Here is a 20,488-nt window from a genome sequence, read left to right as displayed (position 1 = left end):
CCCAGACGGTACCGGGAGGCGCGGGTCAGCGACCGAGCGCCGGCACCGTCCGCGGGCGCACCAGCAGCCACAGGCTCGCGATGGCCACGCACGAGGTGGCCACCATGACACTGCCCATCGGCACGGCCGACCCTATGCCGAGGAACCCGACCACCGGTGAAATGAGTCCCGCCAGGCCGAAGTTGAGGGCGCCGAGCAGCGACGCCGCCGTGCCGGCCTCCTTGCCGTGGTTGGCGAGGCCGAGCACCTGCACCTGCGGGAACGAGAAGCCGCAGGCCGCGATGAAGAACCACAGCGGCACGAGGATGCCCACGAGGCCGGCCCCGAGCGAGTCGAGCACGACGATCGCCGCGGCCGCGAGCAACAGCACGACCGTCGAGCAGGCGAGGATCCACTGCGGCCCCACACGGCGGGCCAACCGCGAGCTGATCTGCACGCCGGCGACGATGCCGAGCGAGTTGATCGCGAAGAGGTAGCCGTACTGCTGGGCGTTCAGGCCGTAGACCTCTTGGAAGAGGAAGGACGACGCCGACAGGTACGAGAAGAGGCCCGAGAAGACCATCGCCCCGATCAGGGCGACACCGACGAAGATGCGGTCGCTGAACAGCACCTTGTAGCGCTGGCCCAGCGTCGTGTGCCCGGCCTCGTGCCGACGGGCGGGCGGCAGCGTCTCGACGATCAGGAAGATCGCCGCGATGATGACGAACGCGCCGTAGGCCACCAGGAACACGAAGATGCCGCGCCAGCTGGTGAAGGCCAGCAGCTGCGAGCCGATGACGGGAGCGACGATCGGGGCGAGCCCGTTGACCAGGGCGAGGCGCGACAGCATGCGCACGAGCGGCAATCCGCCGAACAGGTCGCGCACGGTCGCCATGGCCACGACGCCACCGGCGGCGGCCCCCATCCCCTGCAACACGCGGAACACGGCGAGCAGCTCGATGGTCGGCGCGCTCGCGGCCCCGATGCTGGCGAGGATGTGCACGGCGGTGGCCACGATCAACGGCGTGCGACGACCGACCTTGTCGCTCCACGGCCCGACCAATAGCTGCCCGACGCCGAAACCGATCGTGGTCGCCGTCAGGGTCAGCTGGATGACGCCGCTGTCGACCGAGAAGTCGCGGCTGAGTTCGGGGAACGCCGGCAGGTACAGGTCGATCGTGAACGGCCCGAGCGCGGTGAGCGCTCCGAGCACGATGACGTAGACGAGCCGCTGGCGGCGGGTCAGGGAGTCACCCGGGTGGACGACGGTGGTCACGAGGCAGGTCCTGTCTGGGGGTGGTCACGGGTCGACGCGCACGTGGAGGCGCGGCCACGACGAGCGGGACGGCTGGCGGGTCGAATCGATGCGATCGCGCCGACGCGCACGAACTCCACGTGGTTCGAGGGGGTGGGATGAGGGAGGGGGACGGCATCGGTGCACGACACCCGTCGTCTCTCAGCCTATCCCGGCCGCGGGCCCCCGCGACAGCCCCCCGGCGCCGTGCCGTGACGGCGGTCGACCCGGCCCGGTCTAGGCTCGAGCTGGCCTCGGGCGCGACCGTCCCGCCCGAGCACCCGAGGAGGACCCTTCATGGTCGACGCGCGCATCGTCCAGACCACCAAGGCGCTGCACGCCGCCGTCGTCGAGCTCGCCTCGTCCCGGCCCGTGTCGAGCATCTCGGTCGCCGACGTCACCCGGGCAGCGGGCATCAACCGCGCCACGTTCTACAGCCATGCGACCTCTCCCGGCAGCCTGCTCACCTCGGTGCTCACCCCCGAGCTCGACGCGATCCGCGACGAGGACCACGCCCTGAGGCTCGAGGGCCGCGCGGACGGCCGTGAGGCGACACGACGCGCGATGGAGAAGGTCGTGGACCACGTCGTCCGGTATCGCGAGATCTACCGCCTCGCCCTGCCCGACCCACTCGACGCCTCGATCCACCAGGCCCTGGCCCGGCACTTCGAGGAGTCCAGCGTTCAGCATCTCGGCACCCTGCCCCCCGGCAGTCTGCCCGAGGGCCTGGCGGTGCACATCGCCGCCGGCCACCTGGCGCACGGGCTCGTCGGCGCCATCGAGGCCTGGCTCGGCGGCAAGCGCACGAGCCGCCGCGCCCTGCTCGACACCATGAACCTCATGATGCCCACCTGGTGGGGCTGACGCGACGCCTGATCGTCGCCGGCGTCACGGCCCGGTCGGCCTAGGAGGCGCGCAGCACTCCCGGCCCGACGCTCAGCACCCCGTCGCTGAGCGGCTCGCATCGGATGCCACCACGCCCCCTCAGCGCGCGGAACGCCCCCGCACCGAAGACCACGTCCATCCAGGCGCAGGGGTTCGCCGCCCGGTGGGCCTGGAACGACACCGGGCCGTCACCCGTGTCGAGGTCGAACCGACGCCCGACGAGCGCGTCGACGTCGACCCCGCGCACGACCACGTTGCGCCGCGTCAGGGCGGCGTCGAGCACCGCTCCCTCGGGGAGGCCGAGTTGCCGGGCGACGTGCTCGAGCTGTTCGGCGGCGAACAGGGTGACGGAGGCGCCGCGATGGGCCGGGGAGTTGAAGTACCGGTCGCCCACGATGCCGAGATGCGCCCGCACCGTCACCGTGGCGTGCTGCTCGGGGCCCGAAACCGGAGCCGGGCCGTCGGCGGGCCGGCCGACGTAGCGGGACCGGGGCGCGGCGATCAGCAGTTCGACCCCGACGGGAAAGGTGCCCGAGACGGGCAGGCGATCGTCCGATCCTCGGGGCACGGGCCGAGCTTAGCCAGCCGGCCCACACAAGTGCGGACTGGTCCCCGCCACCCCTCAGGGCCATCGTGTCACCGCAGGCCGCTCACGCGGACGTCGGGGGCAAGTACACGTGGGTCTGTATCGCGTCGAACGGCTCGAACAACACGCTTCGCTCGGGTGCGGCCCTGAGCACCTGCAAGGGCTCGTACCTGAAGGGGTACCTCAGCGGAAAGCAGGTCATCTCGATCGAGATGACGGGAGGCGGCAAGGTGGCCACGAACAATGTCACCCAGGAATACATCGTCGCGACTTTCGGTGGCGTCATGAAAATCATCTCGACAGGTGGGGACGGACTCCTCGTGTCCGTCGACAACGCCGCGTCGAAGCAGAAGGGCGCCTGTCACGCGGAGTTCGCGGGCGGACCTCATGTACGTCTGAATGAGGCCGGCCGGACTCTCGAACGAGGGTCCGGCCGGTTCCGTCCGTGCGTGTACAAGCACACCCGAAATCGGCAAATCGATGAGGGTAGACCCGTCTGTCCGATAGTGCTCACATGTCGACGAGACGGTCCCGGCGGGGCATCCCGGGTGCTTGCCTGTAGTCGGCCTCGCAAAGCGGCGAGGTCGTGACGAAAGAGAGGCAGCAACATGAACACCTCTGTGAACACCAAGAAGAAGACCTTCGCCAAGGTCGCGACGACGATGGCAGCCGCCGCCGCCCTGGTGGTCGGCGGCTCGACCGCGGCCCAGGCCGACCCTGCGGGCCAGTACTACTACGTCTGCGTCCAACCCGACGGGTCGAGCCTGACCTTGCCGGCCGGCACGTCCCTGCAGACCTGCCGAGGGTCGTACTTGCAGAAGTACCTCGACGGGAAGCTGATCAGTTCGGCCAACCTGGCCGCACCCGGTCAGGTGGCCGACCCCAACGCCATCACGATCGACTGCGCGATCGGTCTGGCCGGCACGGCGATCGCCGTGTACACGACGGCCGGTGCCGTGGCCTATGTCGGCCTCGCGCTCGGCGGACTCGGGACCTACCGCGCCTGCACCGCCTGACGGCTGGAACGCCAAGAGCCGGTCACCCCTGACGGGGTGACCGGCTCCATTTGTTGGTCGGTCGGCGCGAAGGCGCCGCCGACGGCAGAGGGCGTGTTACTTGGTGAGCGGCTCGAGGGTCGTGTCGTTGGCGTACGCCTCGGCGGCGTTGTCCTTCGTCACGATCTGGGGCGGCAGCAGGTACGCGGGGACGACCTTGTTGCCGTTGTCGTACGACTCGTCGTCGTTCGTCTCGGCCTTGTCACCCTTGCTGAGCGAGGTCACCATCGCGACGGCCTGCTTGACGAGGTTGCGGGTGTCCTTGTTGATGGTCGAGTACTGCTCGCCGGCCATGATCGACTTGACCGACTCGACCTCGGAGTCCTGACCGGTGACCACGGGGATGGCCTTTCCGGCCTGCTTCACCGAGGTGATGATGGCGCGGGCCAGGGTGTCGTTCGGGCTCAGGACGCCGTCGAGCTCGGTGGAGCCGTAGGTGCTGGTGAGCAGCGAGTCCATGCGGCGCTGGGCGTTTTCGGGCTTCCAGCCGTCGGTCGCCGTCTGCTTGATGTCGGTCTGACCGGAGGCGACGACGAGCGTGCCGTCGTCGATCTTCGGCTGCAGGACGCTCATCGCGCCGTCGAAGAAGACCTTCGAGTTGGCGTCGTCGGAGGAGCCGGAGAACAGCTCGACGTTGTACGGGCCCTCGGCCTTCTTGGCGGCCATGCCGTCGAGCAGGGCCTGGCCCTGGAGCTCGCCGACCTTGAAGTTGTCGTAGGCCACGTAGTAGTCGAGGTCGTCGGTGTTGAGGATGAGACGGTCGTAGGCGATGACCACGGCGCCGGCGTCGTGGGCTGCCTTGACCTGCGTGCCGAGCTGACCGCCGTCGGCGGCGCCGATGACGATGACCTTGGCGCCCTTGGTGACCATCGACTGGACGATCTCCTGCTGGTTCGCCACGGGGGCGGACGCGGCAGCGTACTGGACGTCGGGCTTGAACCCGGCATCGGTGATGTCCTGGGTGAAGAGGTCGCCGGCGAGGACCCAGTTCTCGCTGGTCTTGGCGGGCAGGGCCACGCCGATGAGGGAACCGGACTCGAAACCTGCGGCCGCATCGCCCGAACCCGCGTCGGTGCGGGCCGAGTTCGAGCAGCCGCTCAGGATCAGCGTCGTTGCTGCGGCGACCGCGAAGGTCGTCAGCGCGAGTTTGCGCATGCTGTGTCTACTTTCTCGTTGTGAGTGGTGGTGCCGTGTGGTCGCCCGCGGTGCGGACTCCCGGTGGAGGCGCGCCCGGCCGTCGATGGACGGGCGCGCGGGTGGTGGGTCTAGTTGGGCGTGGTGGCCTTGGGACGCTGCACGTCCGAGATGTCGCCGTTCGGGGTGAGGGCGGGCTCGGTCGTCTCGGCGTCGCGGCCGACACCGTTCTGGGCGCCCGGGGGCAGATCGGAGGCGGCGATGCCGTTCTTGTCGCGGCGCAGGCCCCGCGTGAGGAAGCCGGTGATCGAGGGCCGACCCTGGCTCTTGTTGTAGACGTCGACGGCGACGGCGATGAGCAGGACGAGTCCCTTGATCATCTGGACCTTGTCGGACTCGACCCCGAGCAGCTGCAGCCCGTTGTTGAGGACGGCGATGACGAATCCACCGACGATCGAGCCGGTCACCGTTCCGATGCCGCCGGCGACCGCCGCACCACCGATGAAGACGGAGGCGATGGCGTCGAGCTCCCAGTTGAGGCCGTCCTGCGGGCCGGAGGCACCGGCACGGGCGACGTAGATCATGCCGGCCAGGGCCGCGAGCACGGACATGTTCATCATGACGAAGAAGTTGATGCGCTTCGCCTTGACGCCCGAGAGCTCTGCAGCGTGCGAGTTGCCGCCGACCGCGTAGATGTGTCGACCGAAGATCGTGTTCTGCGTCACGAAGCCGTAGATGAGCACGAGGACGCCGAGGATGATGCCCGACACGGGGAACGAGGTGCCGACGCGTCCGCCGCCGAAGAGCGTCGCGGCGTAGGCGATGATCCCCACGAGCACGACCAGCTTGACGAGGCTGACCCAGAGAGGGGCCCGTTCGGAACCCATCTTCTGCTGGATGCGGCGCATGCGGAACTCGTTGTAGACCACGGCGACGATGAGCACCAGACCGAGCAGCAGGGTCGCGTTGTTGTAGCCGGTGTTCGGACCGAACTCGGGCAGGTAGCCCGCGCCGATGACCGTGAAGGCCTCGGGCACCGGCAGGGTCGTGGCGTCGCCGACGAACTGGTTCGCACCACGGAACAGCAGCATGCCCGCCAGGGTCACGATGAACGCGGGGACACCCACGTACGCGACCCAGAAGCCGTGCCAGGCCCCGATGACGGCCCCGACCACGAGGCCGAAGACGATGGCCAGCGGCCACGGGAAGTTCCAGTTGCTCATGGCGGTGGCGACCATGATGCCGACGAAGGCGGCGACCGAGCCGACCGAGAGGTCGATGTGCCCGGCGACGATCACCATCACCATGCCGATGGCGAGGATCAGGATGTACGAGTACTGGCTCACGAGGGCGATCAGGTTCGGCGGGTCGAGCGTCAGGCCACCGGTCAGCACTTGGAAGAACACGATCGCCACGACGAGCGTCGCGATCATGCCGAACTGGCGTGCACTCGACGCGTTGCCGCCGAACACCTTCTTCAGGTCTTTGATGCCACTCATGCGGCTTGCTCCTTCTTCTTCGAGGTCATGGTTCGCATGAGCGTCTCGGCGTCGGCCTCTGAGGCCTCGATCTCGTTCGTGACGGTGCCCTCGAAGATCGTGTAGATGCGATCGGAGAGTCCCAGCAGCTCGGGCAGTTCGGACGAGATGACGATCACGCCTTTGCCCTGCGCCGCGAGCTGGTTGATGATGTTGTAGATCTCGAACTTGGCGCCCACGTCGATGCCGCGCGTGGGTTCGTCGAGGATGAGCAGGTCCGGGTCGGTGAACATCCACTTGGCCAGGACGACCTTCTGCTGGTTGCCGCCCGACAGCTTGGCGACGCCCTCGTCGACCGTGGGGGTCTTGACGCGCAGGCTCTTGCGGTACTCCTCGGCGATCGAGTGCTCTTCGTAGGTGTTGACCACCGACGCCTTCGAGATCTTGGTCAGCTTGGCCGCGACCGTCGACCGCTTGATGTCGTCGAGCAGGTTGAGCCCGAGCACCTTGCGGTCTTCCGAGACGTAGGCGAGCCCGTTGTCGATGGCGTCCGAGACGTTCTTGATCTCGATCGTCTTGCCGTCCTTCACGATCTCGCCCGACACGAACTGACCGTACGACCGACCGAAGATGCTCATCGCGAGCTCGGTGCGGCCGGCGCCCATCAGGCCCGCCAGACCGACGATCTCGCCCTTACGGACCGTGATGTTCGAGCCCTTGCAGACGAACCGCTCGGCGGTCTGCGGGTGACGCACCCACCAGTCCTTGACCTCGAAGAAGACCTCGCCGATCTTGGGCGTGCGGTCGGGGAAGCGGCTGGCCAGGTTGCGACCGACCATGCCCCTGATGATCCGGTCCTCGTTGACGCCGTCGGCCTGGACGTCGAGGGTCTCGATGGTGCGGCCGTCGCGGATGATGGTGATCGAGTCGGCGATGGCCTCGATCTCGTTGAGCTTGTGGCTGATCATGATCGACGAGATGCCACGCCCCTTGAGGCCGCGGATCAGGTCGAGCAGGTGCTGCGAGTCGGCCTCGTTCAGGGCGGCCGTCGGCTCGTCGAGGATGAGCAGCTTGACGTTCTTGTTCAGTGCCTTGGCGATCTCGACGAGCTGCTGCTTGCCGACGCCGAGGTTCTTGACGGCGGTGTCGGGGTCGTCCTTGAGGCCCACGCGGGCGAGCAGGTCGATCGCCTTCGTCTTGGCCGCGCGCCAGTCGATGGCCCCGAAGCGGGTCGGCTCGTTGCCGAGGAAGATGTTCTCGGTGATCGAGAGCTCGGGGATCAGCGCCAGCTCTTGGTGGATGATCACGATGCCCTGCGACTCGCTCGAGCGGATGTCGCGGAAGCGCATCTCGGCACCCTGGTAGACGATGTCGCCCGTGTAGGTACCGAAGGGGTACACACCCGAGAGCACCTTCATCAGCGTCGACTTGCCGGCGCCGTTCTCGCCGCAGATCGCGTGCACCTCACCGGCGCGGACCTGCATCGACACGTCGTCGAGCGCCTTGACGCCCGGGAACTCTTTCGTGATGGAACGCATCTCGAGGATGACGGGAGAATCAACGCCCATGCGGGGCACCCCCGGGGATGTGGCTGATCGCGAGCTGCTCGCTCTGCGTCACGGCACTGGGCACGTCGTCCTCGACCTTCGACCTCGTCGTCGTCCACCGGAGACGTGCTCCGGTGGGCATCTTGCTGTTCGGCGTCGCCGTGCTCGGCACATGCGGCAGGTAGGCGGAAAGATGCCCGACCCGCAAGATGTGACCGTTCACACTGCGACCTGAGCAAAGCTAATCCCGCACGGGGGTGCTGTCAAATGCCGATGCCGATCCGTTATCGAACACTGCCCGGCGGACGCTCGCCGCGCCTCCCCACGGCCCGTCGGACCGTGGGCCCGCGGGCAGGTCAGAGGAACCAGGGTCGTGAGGTCGAGCCCCGGACCACCAGCTCCGGGGGGATCAACGTGCGGTCGAGGACCGTGCCACCGTCCAGCTCGGCGACGACGAGCTCGACGGCGCGCCGACCGATCAGGGCGAAGTCCTGCCGAACCGTCGTCAGCGGTGGCCACAGGTGCGGTGCGGTCGGCGAGTCGTCGAAGCCGACGACGCTGACCTCGCGGGGAACGTCGACGTCCGCTTCGCGGAAGGCGTGCAGCAGGCCCACCGCCATCAGGTCGTTGGCGGAGAAGACCGCGGTGAAGTCGCGGCGCCGCAGCAGCTCTTGACCGGCGAGGTAGCCGAAGTCCGCGGTGAGGTCGCCGAGGATCGGCGGCTCGATCGACAGGTCGGCCTCGCCCATCTCGAAGAGGAAGCCCTGCATCCGCTCGTCGGCCTCGATCCAGTCCTGCGGGCCGGCCACGTGCACGATGTGTCGATGACCGAGGTCGATCAGGTGCCGGGTGGCCAGGCGGGCACCTTCGAACTGGTCGACCGAGAGGCTGTGTGCGCGGGCACGCTGCGTCGAGTCGAGGGCGACGATGGGGACGTCCAGGTCGAGTTCGTCGATCACGTCGAAGAACTTGCGCTGGGGGGCGATGACGATGATCGCCTCGACCGCCTGGTTGGTGAGCAGCTGCAGACTCGCCCTCACGTCGTCGGACACCGTCGTCGTACTCGCGATGCTCAACCGGTAGCCGGCGGTCCTGGCCGCGACCTCGATGGCGTTGACGATCGTCTGCGGACCGAAGTGGACGTTCTGCAGGGTGAGCACGCCGATGGCCTTGGACCGGCTGGTGACCAGTGCACGAGCCGCCTGGTTCGGCCGGTAACCGATCTCGTCGATGACGTCGAGCACCTTCTGCCGCGTGCTCGGCCGGATGCTCGGACTGTCGTTGAGAACGCGCGAGACGGTCTGGTACGACACGCCCGCGAGAGCGGCCACGTCGCGGATGTTGGGAGCACGCACCTTGTCGATGTCAGGCTTCACCGTCGCTCCGTCGCTTTGTGACCGGGCGATGTGACCGTACACATCGTCGTCTGCAGACCATTATGCATTCCTCCGGAGGCGTGCGATTCCACGAGTGTGCGGAGGCGCGGTCAACGTCCGCGGGGAACCGCGCGGCCGCTGAGGACCAGCGCGAGGACGGCGACACCCGTGCCCACGGCGAAGCAGACGACGAAGGCGACGGGGCTGGACGCCCCTCCGAGCAGTCCGAAGGCGGCCCCGGTCAGGGCCAACGCGACGGCCGACCCGGTGGAATCGGCGATGGTCAGTGCCGAACTGTTGAACCCGCGCTCGGACTCGGTCGACAGGGCGAGGACGAGTACCGAGAAACGCGGGTACATGAACCCCATGCCGAACCCCGCGACGGCCCAGGTCGCGATGAGGAAGGCCGGAGGCAGGTGGAACGCCGGGGTCAGCGCGGCGACGACGACGCCGACGAGCACCAGGACGATGCCGATGCGGATGCCCGTGCGGTGGCGCACCCGATCGCCGAGCCGCCCTTGCACCCAGCTGGCGAACGCCCAGCCGAGCGCGCCGAGGGTCAGGGTGACACCCGAGGCCGAGGCACTGAAGTCGTATTCGGCCGAGAGCATGTACGGGATGTAGACCTCGCTGCCGAGGAACGCCGCCCCGACGAGTCCCCGCATCAACACGAGGGTGGGCAGTCCCGGCGAGGCCTTCAGCGTCCCCGGCGGCAGCAGCGGACGCAGGGCCACGGCGAGCACGACGACCGCCACGACGATGACGACGACGGTGAGCCAGGTCGGCAACTCGGCGACCAGGTTGAGGGCCAGCACGCCGAGGGCGGCGCCGAGCGACCAGAGGATGCGACCGATGCTCCAGGCCACGCGCTGCCCGCCCTCGGCCACGGCGGGAGGCGAGACGCGACGCAGGCTCGGCAGGACGGCGAAGAACGCCGGCACGGCGAGGACGAGCGCCCCGAGGAACACCCAGTGCCAGCCCACCGTCTCGGCCACGATGCCCGCGACCAGCGGCCCGACGAGCCCCGGCACGACCCAGGCCGCGGCGAAGCCGGCGAAGATCGAGGGGTGCAGGCCCGGCGGGTAGAGCCTCGCGACCATCACGTAGAGCCCGACGATCACCGCGCCCGAGCCGACGCCCTGCACCAGACGGCCGAGCAGCAGCACGACCATGTCGGGCGCGGTGCCGACGATGAGCAGACCCACGGCGAACAGGAGCATCGAGGCGATGACGACGACCCGCGGCCCGCTGCGGTCGGCCCAGTTGCCCGCCACCACCATGCCGACCAGGCCCGAGGCGAGGGGTGCGGCGAAACTGAGCGAGTAGAGCGCCTCGCCGTCGAGTTCGCGGCTGACGATCGGCATGATCGTGGTGACCGCGAGCGACTCGAAAGCCGCGATGCCGATCAGCGCACACATGCCCAGCGTGGCCAGACGGTAGCGCCTGCTGAGCACGCCCTCTGGGCGGGTGCTCACGGCGACGTCGGACATGCGACGAGCCTAGGCCGAGCCCGCCGGTCCGGGGCGAAGGACGAGACGAGCCCGGGAGGCGCGGTACGGGACTCCCCCGCACCGCGCCTCCCGCAGAACGCGGCGTCGCCTAGGCGTCGAGGCGCGAGAGCGCCTGCGTGACGTCGCCGAGCAGATCGTCGAGGTCTTCGATGCCGACCGACAGCCGCACGATCGAGTCGGGCACCTCGAGCTCGGTGCCGCGCACGGACGCGTGCGTCATCTCGCTCGGGTAGCCGATCAGCGACTCGACCCCACCGAGCGACTCGGCCAGCTGGAACAACTCGGTCGACTCGGCGAACCGGCGGGCTGCCGCGGCGCCGGCGGTCAGCTGCACCGAGAGCATGCCGCCGAACGCCCGCATCTGCCGGGCGGCGAGCTCGTGTCCGGGGTGCGACTCGAGGCCCGGGTAGTAGACGCGCTCGACGGCCGCGTGCCCCTCGAGGGCGTGAGCGATGGCCAGGGCGTTCGACGAGTGGCGGTCGACGCGGACGCCGAGCGTCTTGATCCCGCGGATGGTCAACCAGGCCTCCATCGGCGCCGACACGGCCCCGACGCCGAACTGCACGAAGCCGACCTTGGCGCCGAGTTCGTCATCGGCGACGACGACCGCACCACCGACGACGTCCGAGTGACCGCCGATGTACTTCGTCGTCGAGTGCACGACCGCGTCGGCCCCGAGGGCGAGGGGCTGCTGCAGGTAGGGCGAGGCGAAGGTGTTGTCGACGACGACGACCGCGCCCGCGGCGTGGCCGATCTCGGCGAGCGCCGCGATGTCGCTGATCTTCATCAGCGGGTTGCTGGGCGTCTCGACCCAGAGCACCGCCGTCGGGGCGGCCTCGACGGCCGCGCGCACCGCGTCGAGGTCGCTCATCTCGACCGTGTCGAGGGTGACCCCCCAGGGCACCCAGACCCGGTTCACCAGACGGTGGGTGCCGCCGTAGACGTCGTTGCCCATGACGATGCGCGTGCCGGGTGCCAGGACCGAGCGCAGCAAGGCGTCCTCGGCCGAGAGGCCCGAGGCGAAGCTGTACGCGGCGGTGCCGCCCTCGAGGTCGGCGAGCAGGGTCTGGAGCGAGTCGCGCGTCGGGTTGGCCGACCGGGCGTACTCGTAGCCGCCGCGGAATCCGCCGATGCCGTCCTGCACGAACGTGGACGACTGGTAGATCGGGGGGACGACGGCACCGGTGGTGGGGTCGAACTCTTGGCCGGCGTGGATCGCCCGGGTCGAGAAGCCGTGGGTCATGGGGTGTCCTTTCGAGGGGGACGGGTGGTGCGCAGACGGTGGGGACGAGGAGGCGCGGGCCGGGTCACCGGGTCACGGTGCCGATCCGACCGCTCAGGAGGACAGAAAGGCGAGGACGTCCTGGCGCGTGACGACGCCGACCGGGCGACCGTCGTCGGTGACGAGCAGGGCGTCGACCGACTCGAGCGCGGACCGGGCCGCCGAGACGGGTTCGCTCACGCCGATCAACGGCAGGGGGTCACCGAGGTAGGCCGACACGGCGTCGCCCATGGTCGCGCCACCGCTGAAGACGGCCTCGAGCAGGGTCTTCTCCTCGATCGCGCCCACGACTTCGCCGATGACGACCGGGGGCTCGGCCGAGAGCACGGGCATCTGCGAGACGCCGTAGGTCGTCATGATGCCGATGACGTCGCGGACGGTGTCGGACGGGTGGGCGTGCACGAGGTCGGGCAGCTGCCCCATCTTGGAGGCGAGGAGGTCGCGGACCGTGCGTTCGTCGGTGCTGACGCCGAAGCCGTACGAGCGCATCCACGCGTCGTTGAAGATCTTGCCGAGATAGCCGCGACCGCTGTCGGGCAGCAGGGCGACGACGATGTCGTCGGGGCCGAGCTCGCGGGCGACGTCGAGGGCGGCGGCGACCGCGAGGCCGGAGGAACCGCCGACCAGCAGACCCTCTTCGCGGGCGAGGCGGCGCGTCAACTCGAACGAGCGGGCGTCGTCCGCGGCGATGATGCGGTCGACGACCGACGGGTCGTAGGCGGCGGGCCAGAAGTCCTCGCCGACGCCCTCGAGCAGGTACGGACGGCCGGTACCGCCGCTGTAGACGCTGCCTTCGGGATCGGCGCCGATGATCTGCACCGCGCCTCCGGACACCTCTTTGAGGTAGCGGCCCGTGCCGCTGATGGTGCCGCCGGTCCCCACGCCCGCGACGAAGTGCGTGATGCGACCGTCGGTGTCACGCCAGATCTCGGGACCCGTCGTCTCGTAGTGGCTGAGCGGGCCGTTGGGGTTGGCGTACTGGTTCGGCTTGAACGCCCCGGGGATCTCTCGCGCCAGACGGTCGGAGACGCTGTAGTACGACTCGGGGCTCGTCGGCTCGACGGCGGTCGGCGTGACGACGATCTCGGCACCGTAGGCCTTGAGCACGTTGCGCTTGTCTTCACCCACTTTGTCGGGCAGGACGAAGACGCACCGGTATCCGCGCTGCTGGGCGACCAGGGCCAGGCCCACCCCGGTGTTGCCGCTCGTCGGCTCGACGATGGTGCCGCCGGGCAGCAGCAGCCCGTCGCGCTCGGCCGCGTCGATGATGCGCGTCGCGATGCGATCCTTCGACGAACCGCCCGGGTTGACGTACTCGACCTTGACGAGCACGGTCGCCGTGATGCCCTCGGTCACCTTGTTCAGCTTCACCAGCGGCGTGTCGCCGATCAGGTCGAGGACGGTCTCGGCGTACTTCACGGGTGCTCCGGTTCTCGCGAGGCCTTCGTGTGGGGCGCGCGGGTCGACGACTCGGTGGGCGGGACGGTCGGTGCGTCCCGCCGAACCCGTCCCTGAGTCTACCGAGGGGGTGGCGCCGTGTGACGGCCGCGTGACCGGGCTCGCCCGACTGGCACTCGCCTCCCAGGGAGCCATGAGAGAAAATGGATGACGCATCTACGATCTGGTGCGTCCCGACCACCTCCCCGACCCAGAGGACCCCCGTGGCCAGCAGCGACAAGCCGACCGACAAGCCCACCGTCAAGCAGCAGCGCGACGCTCGACGGCAAGAGAAGGTGGCCGAGCTCAAGAGGCAACAGGCCAGGGCGAAGCGCAACCGCACCATCGGCATCGTCACCGCCTCGGTGGCCGGCGCGGCGGCGATCGCCCTCGTCGTGACCTTCGTCGTGACGAGCGGGCAGCCGCGGCAAGATCCCCAGGCGATCGAGGTGGACGGCGTCGAGACCTACTCCGACCTCACCGCCAACCACGTGGGCGGCAGCGTCGACTACGCGATGACCCCTCCCGCGGGCGGCGACCACAACCAGATCTGGCTCAACTGCGGGGTCTACACCGAGCCGGTGCCGAACGAGAACGCCGTCCACGATCTCGAGCACGGGGCGATCTGGTTCACCTACGACCCCGACCGGGTGAGCGAGGCCGAGATCGAGGCCGTGCGCGACTTCGCCCCCGACACCTATGCGGTCGTCTCGCCCTACGAGGGCCTCGACTCGCCGATGTACGTGTCGGCCTGGGGCGCGCAGCTGCCCTTCTCGAACGTGACCGACGACGAAGCCACCGTGTCGGACTTCGTCACCAAGTACTGGAAGTCCACGAACGCCCCCGAGCCGGGTGCGCCCTGCACCGGTGGCGTGGACGGCACCGGCAAGATCGCGTGAGCGCACCGGGGCGCGACGACGTCGACGTGACCGACGAGGCGAGGCCGGGCCGCGCCTCCTCGGGTCGTCGGCTGCGGCTGGTGATCGCAGGGCTGCTGACCGTGGCGATCGTGCTGCTCGTGGGCGTCGCGCTCGGTCGGCTCAGCTCTCCCAACCCGGTCACGCCCGGCACGGACAGCGTCGAGGCGGGGTTCTCGCGCGACATGCAGGTGCACCACGAGCAGGCCGTCCAGATGGCCATGATGGTCCGCGACCGCACCGACGACCCCGACGTCCGCTCGCTGGCGTACGACATGGCCCTCACGCAGTCGCAGCAGGCCGGCCAGATGTACGCCTGGCTCGAGCTGTGGCGGGTACCCCAGGCGCCGTCCGAGCCGACCATGACCTGGATGACCCGGCCGACCCTCGACGGCGACTACGGCAGTCACCACATGACCGGCGAAGGAGGCGCGAGCGGCTCGGCCGCGCCCGTCGCCACGCACGCACCCGGCGACCGCATGCCGGGCCTGGCCACCGACGAGCAGCTCGCGTCGCTCGACGCGGCCCGCGGGGTCGAGGCGGAACGGACGTTCTTGACCCTGATGATCGCGCACCACGAGGGCGGCATCGAGATGGCCGACGCGATCCTGGCGCGCAGCGAGGTGCCGCAGGTGCGTGCGTTCGCCTCGGGCATGGTGAAGACGCAGCAGAGCGAGGTGGACGCCATGCAGGCGATGCTCGCCGAGCGCGGCTGAGCTCACTCCCCCACCGCTACGAGGCCACCTGCTGCCCGTACAACTCGGCGTACACGCCACCCAGGGCGATGAGCTCGTCGTGCGTGCCGCGCTCGACGATGCGTCCGGCGACGACCACGAACACCACGTCGGCGTCGCGGACGGTCGAGAGCCGGTGCGCGATCGCGATCGTCGTCCGACCGCGGGTCGCCGTGTCGAGAGCCTCTTGCACCACGCGCTCGGACACCGTGTCGAGGGCGCTGGTCGCCTCGTCGAGGACCATGACCGCGGGGTCCTTGAGCAGGACGCGGGCGATCGCGATGCGTTGCTTCTCGCCGCCGGAGAGGCGGTAGCCCCGCTCACCGACGATGGTGTCGTAGCCGTCGGGGAACGACGCGATGGTCTCGTGGATGTTGGCCTGCCGGGCCGCGTCGACGAGCTGCTCGTCGGTCGCGTCGGGACGTGCGTACCTCAGGTTGTCGCCGATGCTGGCGTGGAAGAGGTAGGTCTCTTGGCTGACGATCCCGATGTGACCGACGAGCGATTCTTGGTCGAGACGCCGGACGTCGGTCCCTGCGAAGCGGACCGCGCCACCGCTCGCCTCGTAGAACCGCGGTATGAGGTACGAGACGGTCGTCTTGCCGGCACCGCTCGGGCCGACGAAGGCCGCGAACTGCCCGGGGGCGATGTCGAACGAGACCCCGTCGAGGGTCGTCTGCCCGGGCTCGGCGTCGGGATACGAGAACGAGACCTCGTCGAACTCGACCCGTCCGAGCTGCGTGTCGTCGACGGCCTCGGCCGACGGGTCGTTCGTGATCGCCGGATGCAGGTCGAGGTATTCGAAGATGCGGGCGAAGAGCGCTCCCGAGGTCTGCAGGTCGAGGGCGACCCGCAGCAGGCCCATGAGCGGGAAGGTCAAGCGGGCCTGCACCGTCGTGAACGCCACGATCGTGCCGGCGGTGACCGGGACGTCGCGCAGGATCAGCCAGGCCGCGACCAGGTAGATGATGGCGGGGATGACCGACAGGAAGATCTGGACGACGGCGAAGAACCACTGCCCGCTCATCTGCTGACGCACCTGCAGCCCGATCTGGGTTCGGTTCTCGGCCGAGTAGCGCTCGACCTCGGCGTGCTGCTGATTGAAGCTCTTGGCCAGCAGGATGCCGCTGACGCTCAGGGCCTCTTGCGTGATCGCGGTCATGTCGCTGAGGGACTCCTGCGTCTTGGTGGCGATGCGGGCACGCACCTGGCCGACCCGACGCTGGGCCACCACGAGCAACGGCAGCAGGAACACCGTGACGACGGTCATCTGCCAGCTGAGGACGAGCATCGACACGAACGCCGCGATCACCGTGACGGTGTTGCCCAGCACGCTCGAGATGGTGTTGCTGAGCACGTTGGCCACGCCACCGACGTCGTTCTGCAGGCGGGACTGGATGACACCCGTCTTGGTCCGGGTGAAGAACGCGAGTTCCATGCGCTGGAGGTGACCGAAGAGGCGGATGCGCAACGCACCCATGACCTTGTTGCCGACCGTGGCCGTGAGGTAGGTCTGCCAGACGCCGATGCCCGCCGACAACACCCAGAGCCCCACCATGGCGCCCACCAGTTCGAGCAGCACGGGCACGTCGGGACCGCCTGGCGGGAACAGCCCTCGGTCGAACGCCTGCTTGGTGAGCAGCGGCGGCGCGACGCTGACGGCGGCCCCGATCAGGACGAGCACCACCGTGACCACGAGTGCCCGTTTGTGAGGGGAGAACAGACCACGGATGCGCCCGACGAGGTCGGGGATGCGGGGGGCCGTGGCGTTCGCCGCTCTCTGGGCGTCGGCGTCACCGCTCGACACCCGGCCCGGACCGCCGGGCCGACCGCCACCCCGGGGACCACCTGCAGGCGGGTGCATCGAACTCATGCGGCCAGCGTAGGCCCGACCTCCGTCACCGGCGGCCGGACGCCGGGCATCGGTCCGGTCTCGGCGGGCAACCACTCTCGGCAGCGACCACGACACGCCGTAGAACGACCGTTCGTCCCCCAGTTGTGGGCGCAATGCCCGACACACCATACGGCGGAATGGACACACAGTTTAGTATGGCGGTGTCGGTGCACCTGACCAGGCTCCGGCAGCCGCGCTCGCCCTACCCGACGGGTGAGCCTCCCGAAGCGGCGGAGCTAGGACCATCGTGAACACCTCGAACCCCACGGCCGTAGAACCACCGAGCGCCGAACTACAACCCGCCGACCACCGGGCCGCTCTGGATGCCATCGAACAGGGCTGGACCCAGATCGCCCCCCTGCAGGGCGCACGTCTGCGCGAGGCGATCCGCTCGACACCCGAAGAGGAGTGGCGCGGCCGGCCCCGGATCCTGCTCGCCCTGGCCGCGAGCCATCGCTCCGTCGGATCCCGCTCGCGCAGCGCCGCCCTGCCCTGGTTCCGCGGAGTCGCCAAGGCACTCGACGCCGACCCCGACCTGCCGTTGGACATCCGGGCGGGGTACCACGTCCACCTCGGGGCGTCCCTGCGCACCCTGGGCAACTTCGTCGTGGCCCACGAGCACCTCGAGGTCGCCCGCACCCTGATCGAGAACGACCTGGCCGAGTCGATCAGCGTGCGCATCTCGCTCAGCGCCTCGTTCTCGCTGCAACTCGGCCTGATCCGCCTGCACTACGGCGAGATCGACCAGGCCCGCTTCGCGCTCAGTCTCGCGAACGGTCTGGGTGAGGACCACCTCAGCACCGCCGAGCGCGTCGAGTGCCTCTCGGCCCTGTCCTTCATCGCGATGCTGATCGGCGACTTCGACCTCGCCGACCGGCACGGCGACCTCGCGGGAGAGCTCGCCGACGGCACCGACCTGCTGGCCAGTTCGTTCGGGGCCCTGACCCAGATCACCCGCGTACACCTCGCCCTCGAACGCGGGGAGGCCGTGGGCGGCCACGAGGGCCTGCTCGCCGACGTCCGTCAGGCGTCGCGCGGCAGCGACTGGGAAGCGCTCGGTCTCTTCGCCGAGGCACACGTTTTGCTGTCCGAGAACCGCTACATCGAGGTGCTCGACCTGCTCGCCCGCATCACCCGCACGATCGACGGCTTCACCGGGCACAGCGCCCTGACCGACTCGGCGATCGTGATGCGCGCCGAGACCATGCGCCTCCTGGGGCAGCCGCACGAAGCCCGCCGATTGGCGTCGTCGGTCGCCCCCTCGCACCACCACATCCGCTGCCCCGGTCGCGTGCTCGCCCTCGTGCACCTCGCCGCCGGCGAACCCGAGGCCGCCCTCGAGGCGCTCGATCCGTGCCTCGCGATCGGCGACCTGCACAGCGAGCGCACGATGGGCCAGGTGCACGCGATCCAGGCCGCCGCCCACCTCGCCCTCGGTGACGCGGCGCACAGCGACATCGCGTTCGACCAGGCCCTGCTGAGCTCTGGTCACAACGGGTCGATCTGGCTCTTCGCCACCCTGCCGGAGGACGTCATCGAGCACCTCGTGCAACGGGCCGTCGCCCGCCGCCAGCCGCCGGCCATCGTCGGAGTGCTCGACCGTCTGCGCGGCACCTCGGTGGACGTCGTGCCGCAGCTCGCCGAGCCGCTGAGCGACCGCGAGCTCGTCATCGTCCGGCACCTGGCCACCGGGCAGACCCTCGGCCAGATCGGCAGCCAGCTGTTCATCTCGGTCAACACCGTGAAGAGCCACGTCCGCAGCATCTACCGCAAGCTGCAGGCGTCCTCACGTCGCGAGGCGATGACGCGCGTCAAGCAACTCGGGCTCGACCTCGACGAGTAGTACCGAGCGGGCTCGGTGCCGGCCGTGCGGTAGCCTCTCGCGGTGCCCCACGAGTCCCGCGTCACGTCCCGCCCGCCCCTGATCGCCCAGCTGAAGGCGCGCAAACCCCTCGAGGCCTACGTCGCCGAGAGCGAGGCATCTTCCGCCGACGGCGGGCCCGGCATGCGGCGCACTCTGGGCGTCTGGCACCTCACGGCGATCAGCATCGGCGCGACGCTCGGCACGGGCATCCTGGTCGTCCTCGGAACGGCCGTCCCCCTGGCCGGTCCTGCGGTCTGGATCTCCTTCGTCCTCGCGGGCGTCGCGGCCCTGCTGTCGGCCCTGTCCTACGCCGAGATGGCGGGCAGCGTGCCCGTGTCGGGCTCGAGCTACTCGTACGCGTACGCCACTCTCGGCGAGGGCATCGCCTGGGTCTGCGGATGGTGTCTCGTGCTCGAGTACGCCGTCTCGGTCGCAGCGGTCGCGGTGGGCGCGGGCCAGTACGTGAACGAGGCCCTCGACGCGTTCGGGCTCGCCCTGCCCGCGGCGATCGCCGAGCCCCCCGGCGCCGGTGGCGTGCTGAACCTGCCCGCGGCAGTGCTCGTCCTGCTCGCCACCCTCGTCCTCGTGCCGGGGGCACGCGAGAGCGCCTGGGTCAACACGCTGCTCGTCGTCGTCAAGGTGGCACTGCTCGTCTTCTTCGTCGCCGTCGCCTTCACGGCGTTCAGCATCGGCAACTTCGAGCCGCTCGCGCCGATGGGCGCGGCCGGGGTCTCGGCCGCCGCGTCCCGGCTGTTCTTCTCGTACATCGGCTTCGATGCGGCGTCGACGGCCGGCGAGGAGGCCCGGGACCCGAAGCGCGACCTGCCCCGCGCCATCATCGCCTCGATCGTGATCATCACGGTGCTGTACATCCTCGTCGCCGTCGCGGCCGTCGGCGCGCGACCCTGGACGACATTCACCGACGGCGAGGCGACACTCGTGACGATCGTCGCCGACATCACCGGCCAGCCGTGGGTCGCCTTCGTGTTCGCCGTCACGGCCGTGGCGGCGATCGCCAGCGTCGTGCTGACGGTGCTGTACGGCCAGACGCGCATCTTCGTCTCGATGGCCCGCGACGGCCTCGTCCCCCGAGTCCTCGGCCGGATCTCGACGCGGACCCGGACACCCGTGGCCGGCACCCTGATCGTCGGCGGGGTGGTGGCCGCGGCCGCCGCGGTGGTCCCCCTGGGCGCCCTGGCCGACGCGACGAGCATCGGCACACTCTTCGCCTTCGCCCTGGTCAACGTCTCGGTCATCTGGCTGCGACGCAACCGGCCCGAGCTCGAGCGCACCTACAAGGTGCCGCTCTACCCGTTGACCCCTCTCCTCGGCTGCGCCTTCTGCGTCCTGCTCATGGTGACGCTCGGTTGGGTCACCTGGGCGGCCTTCGCCGTCTGGATGGTCGTGGGCACGGCCGTGTACCTCGGGTACGGACGCCGGCACTCGGTCCTCGCCCGCGCCTCCTGACCGCCTCCCGTCGCGTGATCTGCGGGTTCCGGCGCAGCCGGGCAGCGC

Annotated in this window: 17 protein-coding genes; 6 read left to right on the top strand and 11 right to left on the bottom strand. The window is 69.5% G+C overall.

Annotated elements, in window-relative coordinates; genetic code table 11:
• Positions 1–25 precede the first annotated feature (25 nt).
• Positions 26–1,255, bottom strand: coding sequence for a multidrug effflux MFS transporter (locus HRF36_RS01680; RefSeq protein ID WP_173205247.1), 1,230 nt, complete (start codon positions 1,253–1,255; stop codon positions 26–28).
• 315 nt (positions 1,256–1,570) lie between these two features.
• On the opposite strand from HRF36_RS01680, the gene HRF36_RS01675 reads away from it, so the two are divergent.
• Positions 1,571–2,137, top strand: coding sequence for a TetR/AcrR family transcriptional regulator (locus tag HRF36_RS01675; RefSeq protein WP_173205244.1), 567 nt, complete (start codon positions 1,571–1,573; stop codon positions 2,135–2,137).
• A gap of 40 nt (positions 2,138–2,177) precedes the next feature.
• Here HRF36_RS01675 and HRF36_RS01670 read toward each other — a convergent pair whose 3' ends face one another.
• Together HRF36_RS01670 and HRF36_RS01665 are read right to left on the bottom strand one after the other, a co-directional pair.
• Positions 2,178–2,726 carry an MOSC domain-containing protein gene (locus HRF36_RS01670; RefSeq protein WP_371739962.1) on the bottom strand — a complete coding sequence of 183 codons (549 nt, stop codon included), beginning with the start codon at positions 2,724–2,726 and terminating at the stop codon, positions 2,178–2,180.
• A gap of 82 nt (positions 2,727–2,808) precedes the next feature.
• Positions 2,809–3,030, bottom strand: coding sequence for a hypothetical protein (locus HRF36_RS01665; protein ID WP_173205241.1), 222 nt, complete (start codon positions 3,028–3,030; stop codon positions 2,809–2,811).
• Positions 3,031–3,352: 322 nt separating this feature from the next.
• Here HRF36_RS01665 and HRF36_RS01660 point away from each other — a divergent pair, with 322 nt between their 5' ends.
• A complete protein-coding gene (locus HRF36_RS01660; RefSeq protein ID WP_173205239.1) occupies positions 3,353–3,760 on the top strand; it encodes a hypothetical protein in 408 nt (135 codons plus the stop codon).
• Positions 3,761–3,856: 96 nt separating this feature from the next.
• Here the strand turns inward: HRF36_RS01660 and HRF36_RS01655 are convergent, their stop codons facing one another.
• The 7 genes from HRF36_RS01655 to HRF36_RS01625 all read right to left on the bottom strand — a co-directional run bounded on the left by HRF36_RS01655 (position 3,857) and on the right by HRF36_RS01625 (position 13,546).
• A complete protein-coding gene (locus tag HRF36_RS01655) occupies positions 3,857–4,954 on the bottom strand; it encodes a sugar-binding protein (RefSeq protein WP_173205236.1) in 1,098 nt (365 codons plus the stop codon).
• Positions 4,955–5,064: 110 nt separating this feature from the next.
• Positions 5,065–6,432: a multiple monosaccharide ABC transporter permease gene (gene mmsB, locus HRF36_RS01650; protein ID WP_173205233.1), complete on the bottom strand. Its 1,368-nt coding sequence runs from the start codon at positions 6,430–6,432 to the stop codon at positions 5,065–5,067.
• Positions 6,429–7,979: a multiple monosaccharide ABC transporter ATP-binding protein gene (mmsA, locus tag HRF36_RS01645; RefSeq protein WP_173205230.1), complete on the bottom strand. Its 1,551-nt coding sequence runs from the start codon at positions 7,977–7,979 to the stop codon at positions 6,429–6,431. Before mmsA ends, mmsB begins: the two co-directional genes overlap by 4 nt.
• 335 nt (positions 7,980–8,314) lie before the next feature.
• Positions 8,315–9,334: a LacI family DNA-binding transcriptional regulator gene (locus tag HRF36_RS01640; RefSeq protein ID WP_371739961.1), complete on the bottom strand. Its 1,020-nt coding sequence runs from the start codon at positions 9,332–9,334 to the stop codon at positions 8,315–8,317.
• A 110-nt stretch (positions 9,335–9,444) separates the two neighbouring features.
• The gene (locus tag HRF36_RS01635) at positions 9,445–10,824 is read right to left on the bottom strand and encodes an MFS transporter (RefSeq protein ID WP_173205227.1); all 1,380 of its coding nucleotides are present in this window, start codon (positions 10,822–10,824) and stop codon (positions 9,445–9,447) included.
• A gap of 109 nt (positions 10,825–10,933) precedes the next feature.
• Positions 10,934–12,088, bottom strand: coding sequence for a cystathionine gamma-synthase (locus HRF36_RS01630; protein WP_173205224.1), 1,155 nt, complete (start codon positions 12,086–12,088; stop codon positions 10,934–10,936).
• A gap of 93 nt (positions 12,089–12,181) precedes the next feature.
• Positions 12,182–13,546, bottom strand: a complete 1,365-nt coding sequence (locus tag HRF36_RS01625; RefSeq protein WP_173205221.1) for a cystathionine beta-synthase — start codon at positions 13,544–13,546, stop codon at positions 12,182–12,184.
• Positions 13,547–13,788: 242 nt separating this feature from the next.
• On the opposite strand from HRF36_RS01625, the gene HRF36_RS16015 reads away from it, so the two are divergent.
• Both HRF36_RS16015 and HRF36_RS01615 read left to right on the top strand, forming a co-directional pair.
• Positions 13,789–14,463: a DUF3105 domain-containing protein gene (locus HRF36_RS16015; protein WP_217270848.1), complete on the top strand. Its 675-nt coding sequence runs from the start codon at positions 13,789–13,791 to the stop codon at positions 14,461–14,463.
• Positions 14,460–15,197: a DUF305 domain-containing protein gene (locus HRF36_RS01615; RefSeq protein WP_371739960.1), complete on the top strand. Its 738-nt coding sequence runs from the start codon at positions 14,460–14,462 to the stop codon at positions 15,195–15,197. The genes HRF36_RS16015 and HRF36_RS01615 overlap by 4 nt, the downstream gene beginning before the upstream one ends.
• A 16-nt stretch (positions 15,198–15,213) precedes the next feature.
• Here HRF36_RS01615 and HRF36_RS01610 read toward each other — a convergent pair whose 3' ends face one another.
• Entirely contained in the window at positions 15,214–17,088 is a 1,875-nt protein-coding gene (locus tag HRF36_RS01610) for an ABC transporter ATP-binding protein (protein WP_254280984.1), read from the bottom strand.
• A gap of 268 nt (positions 17,089–17,356) precedes the next feature.
• Between HRF36_RS01610 and HRF36_RS16195 the strand changes: the two genes are divergently transcribed.
• Both HRF36_RS16195 and HRF36_RS01600 read left to right on the top strand, forming a co-directional pair.
• A complete protein-coding gene (locus HRF36_RS16195; protein ID WP_173205216.1) occupies positions 17,357–18,952 on the top strand; it encodes a LuxR C-terminal-related transcriptional regulator in 1,596 nt (531 codons plus the stop codon).
• Positions 18,953–18,994: 42 nt separating this feature from the next.
• Positions 18,995–20,440, top strand: a complete 1,446-nt coding sequence (locus HRF36_RS01600; RefSeq protein WP_173205213.1) for an amino acid permease — start codon at positions 18,995–18,997, stop codon at positions 20,438–20,440.
• The last annotated feature ends 48 nt before the right edge of the window (positions 20,441–20,488 follow it).

The organism is Frigoribacterium sp. VKM Ac-2836 (assembly GCF_013248995.1).
In the GTDB taxonomy this organism is placed as follows: Bacteria; Actinomycetota; Actinomycetes; order Actinomycetales; family Microbacteriaceae; genus Frigoribacterium.
The sequence above is the reverse complement of the archived record's forward strand: the minus strand, read 5'-3'. Positions and strand labels throughout refer to the sequence as shown.

Bases quoted from the DNA above. Each gene is read 5' to 3' on its own strand.
- HRF36_RS01630 (WP_173205224.1), bottom strand. From the start codon at position 12,088: ATGACCCACGGCTTCTCGACCCGGGCGATCCACGCCGGCCAAGAGTTC.
- HRF36_RS01675 (WP_173205244.1), top strand. From the start codon at position 1,571: ATGGTCGACGCGCGCATCGTCCAGACCACCAAGGCGCTGCACGCCGCC.
- HRF36_RS01655 (WP_173205236.1), bottom strand. From the start codon at position 4,954: ATGCGCAAACTCGCGCTGACGACCTTCGCGGTCGCCGCAGCAACGACG.
- mmsA (WP_173205230.1), bottom strand. From the start codon at position 7,979: ATGGGCGTTGATTCTCCCGTCATCCTCGAGATGCGTTCCATCACGAAA.
- HRF36_RS01660 (WP_173205239.1), top strand. From the start codon at position 3,353: ATGAACACCTCTGTGAACACCAAGAAGAAGACCTTCGCCAAGGTCGCG.
- mmsB (WP_173205233.1), bottom strand. From the start codon at position 6,432: ATGAGTGGCATCAAAGACCTGAAGAAGGTGTTCGGCGGCAACGCGTCG.
- HRF36_RS01665 (WP_173205241.1), bottom strand. From the start codon at position 3,030: ATGACGCCACCGAAAGTCGCGACGATGTATTCCTGGGTGACATTGTTC.
- HRF36_RS01610 (WP_254280984.1), bottom strand. From the start codon at position 17,088: ATGAGTTCGATGCACCCGCCTGCAGGTGGTCCCCGGGGTGGCGGTCGG.
- HRF36_RS01635 (WP_173205227.1), bottom strand. From the start codon at position 10,824: ATGTCCGACGTCGCCGTGAGCACCCGCCCAGAGGGCGTGCTCAGCAGG.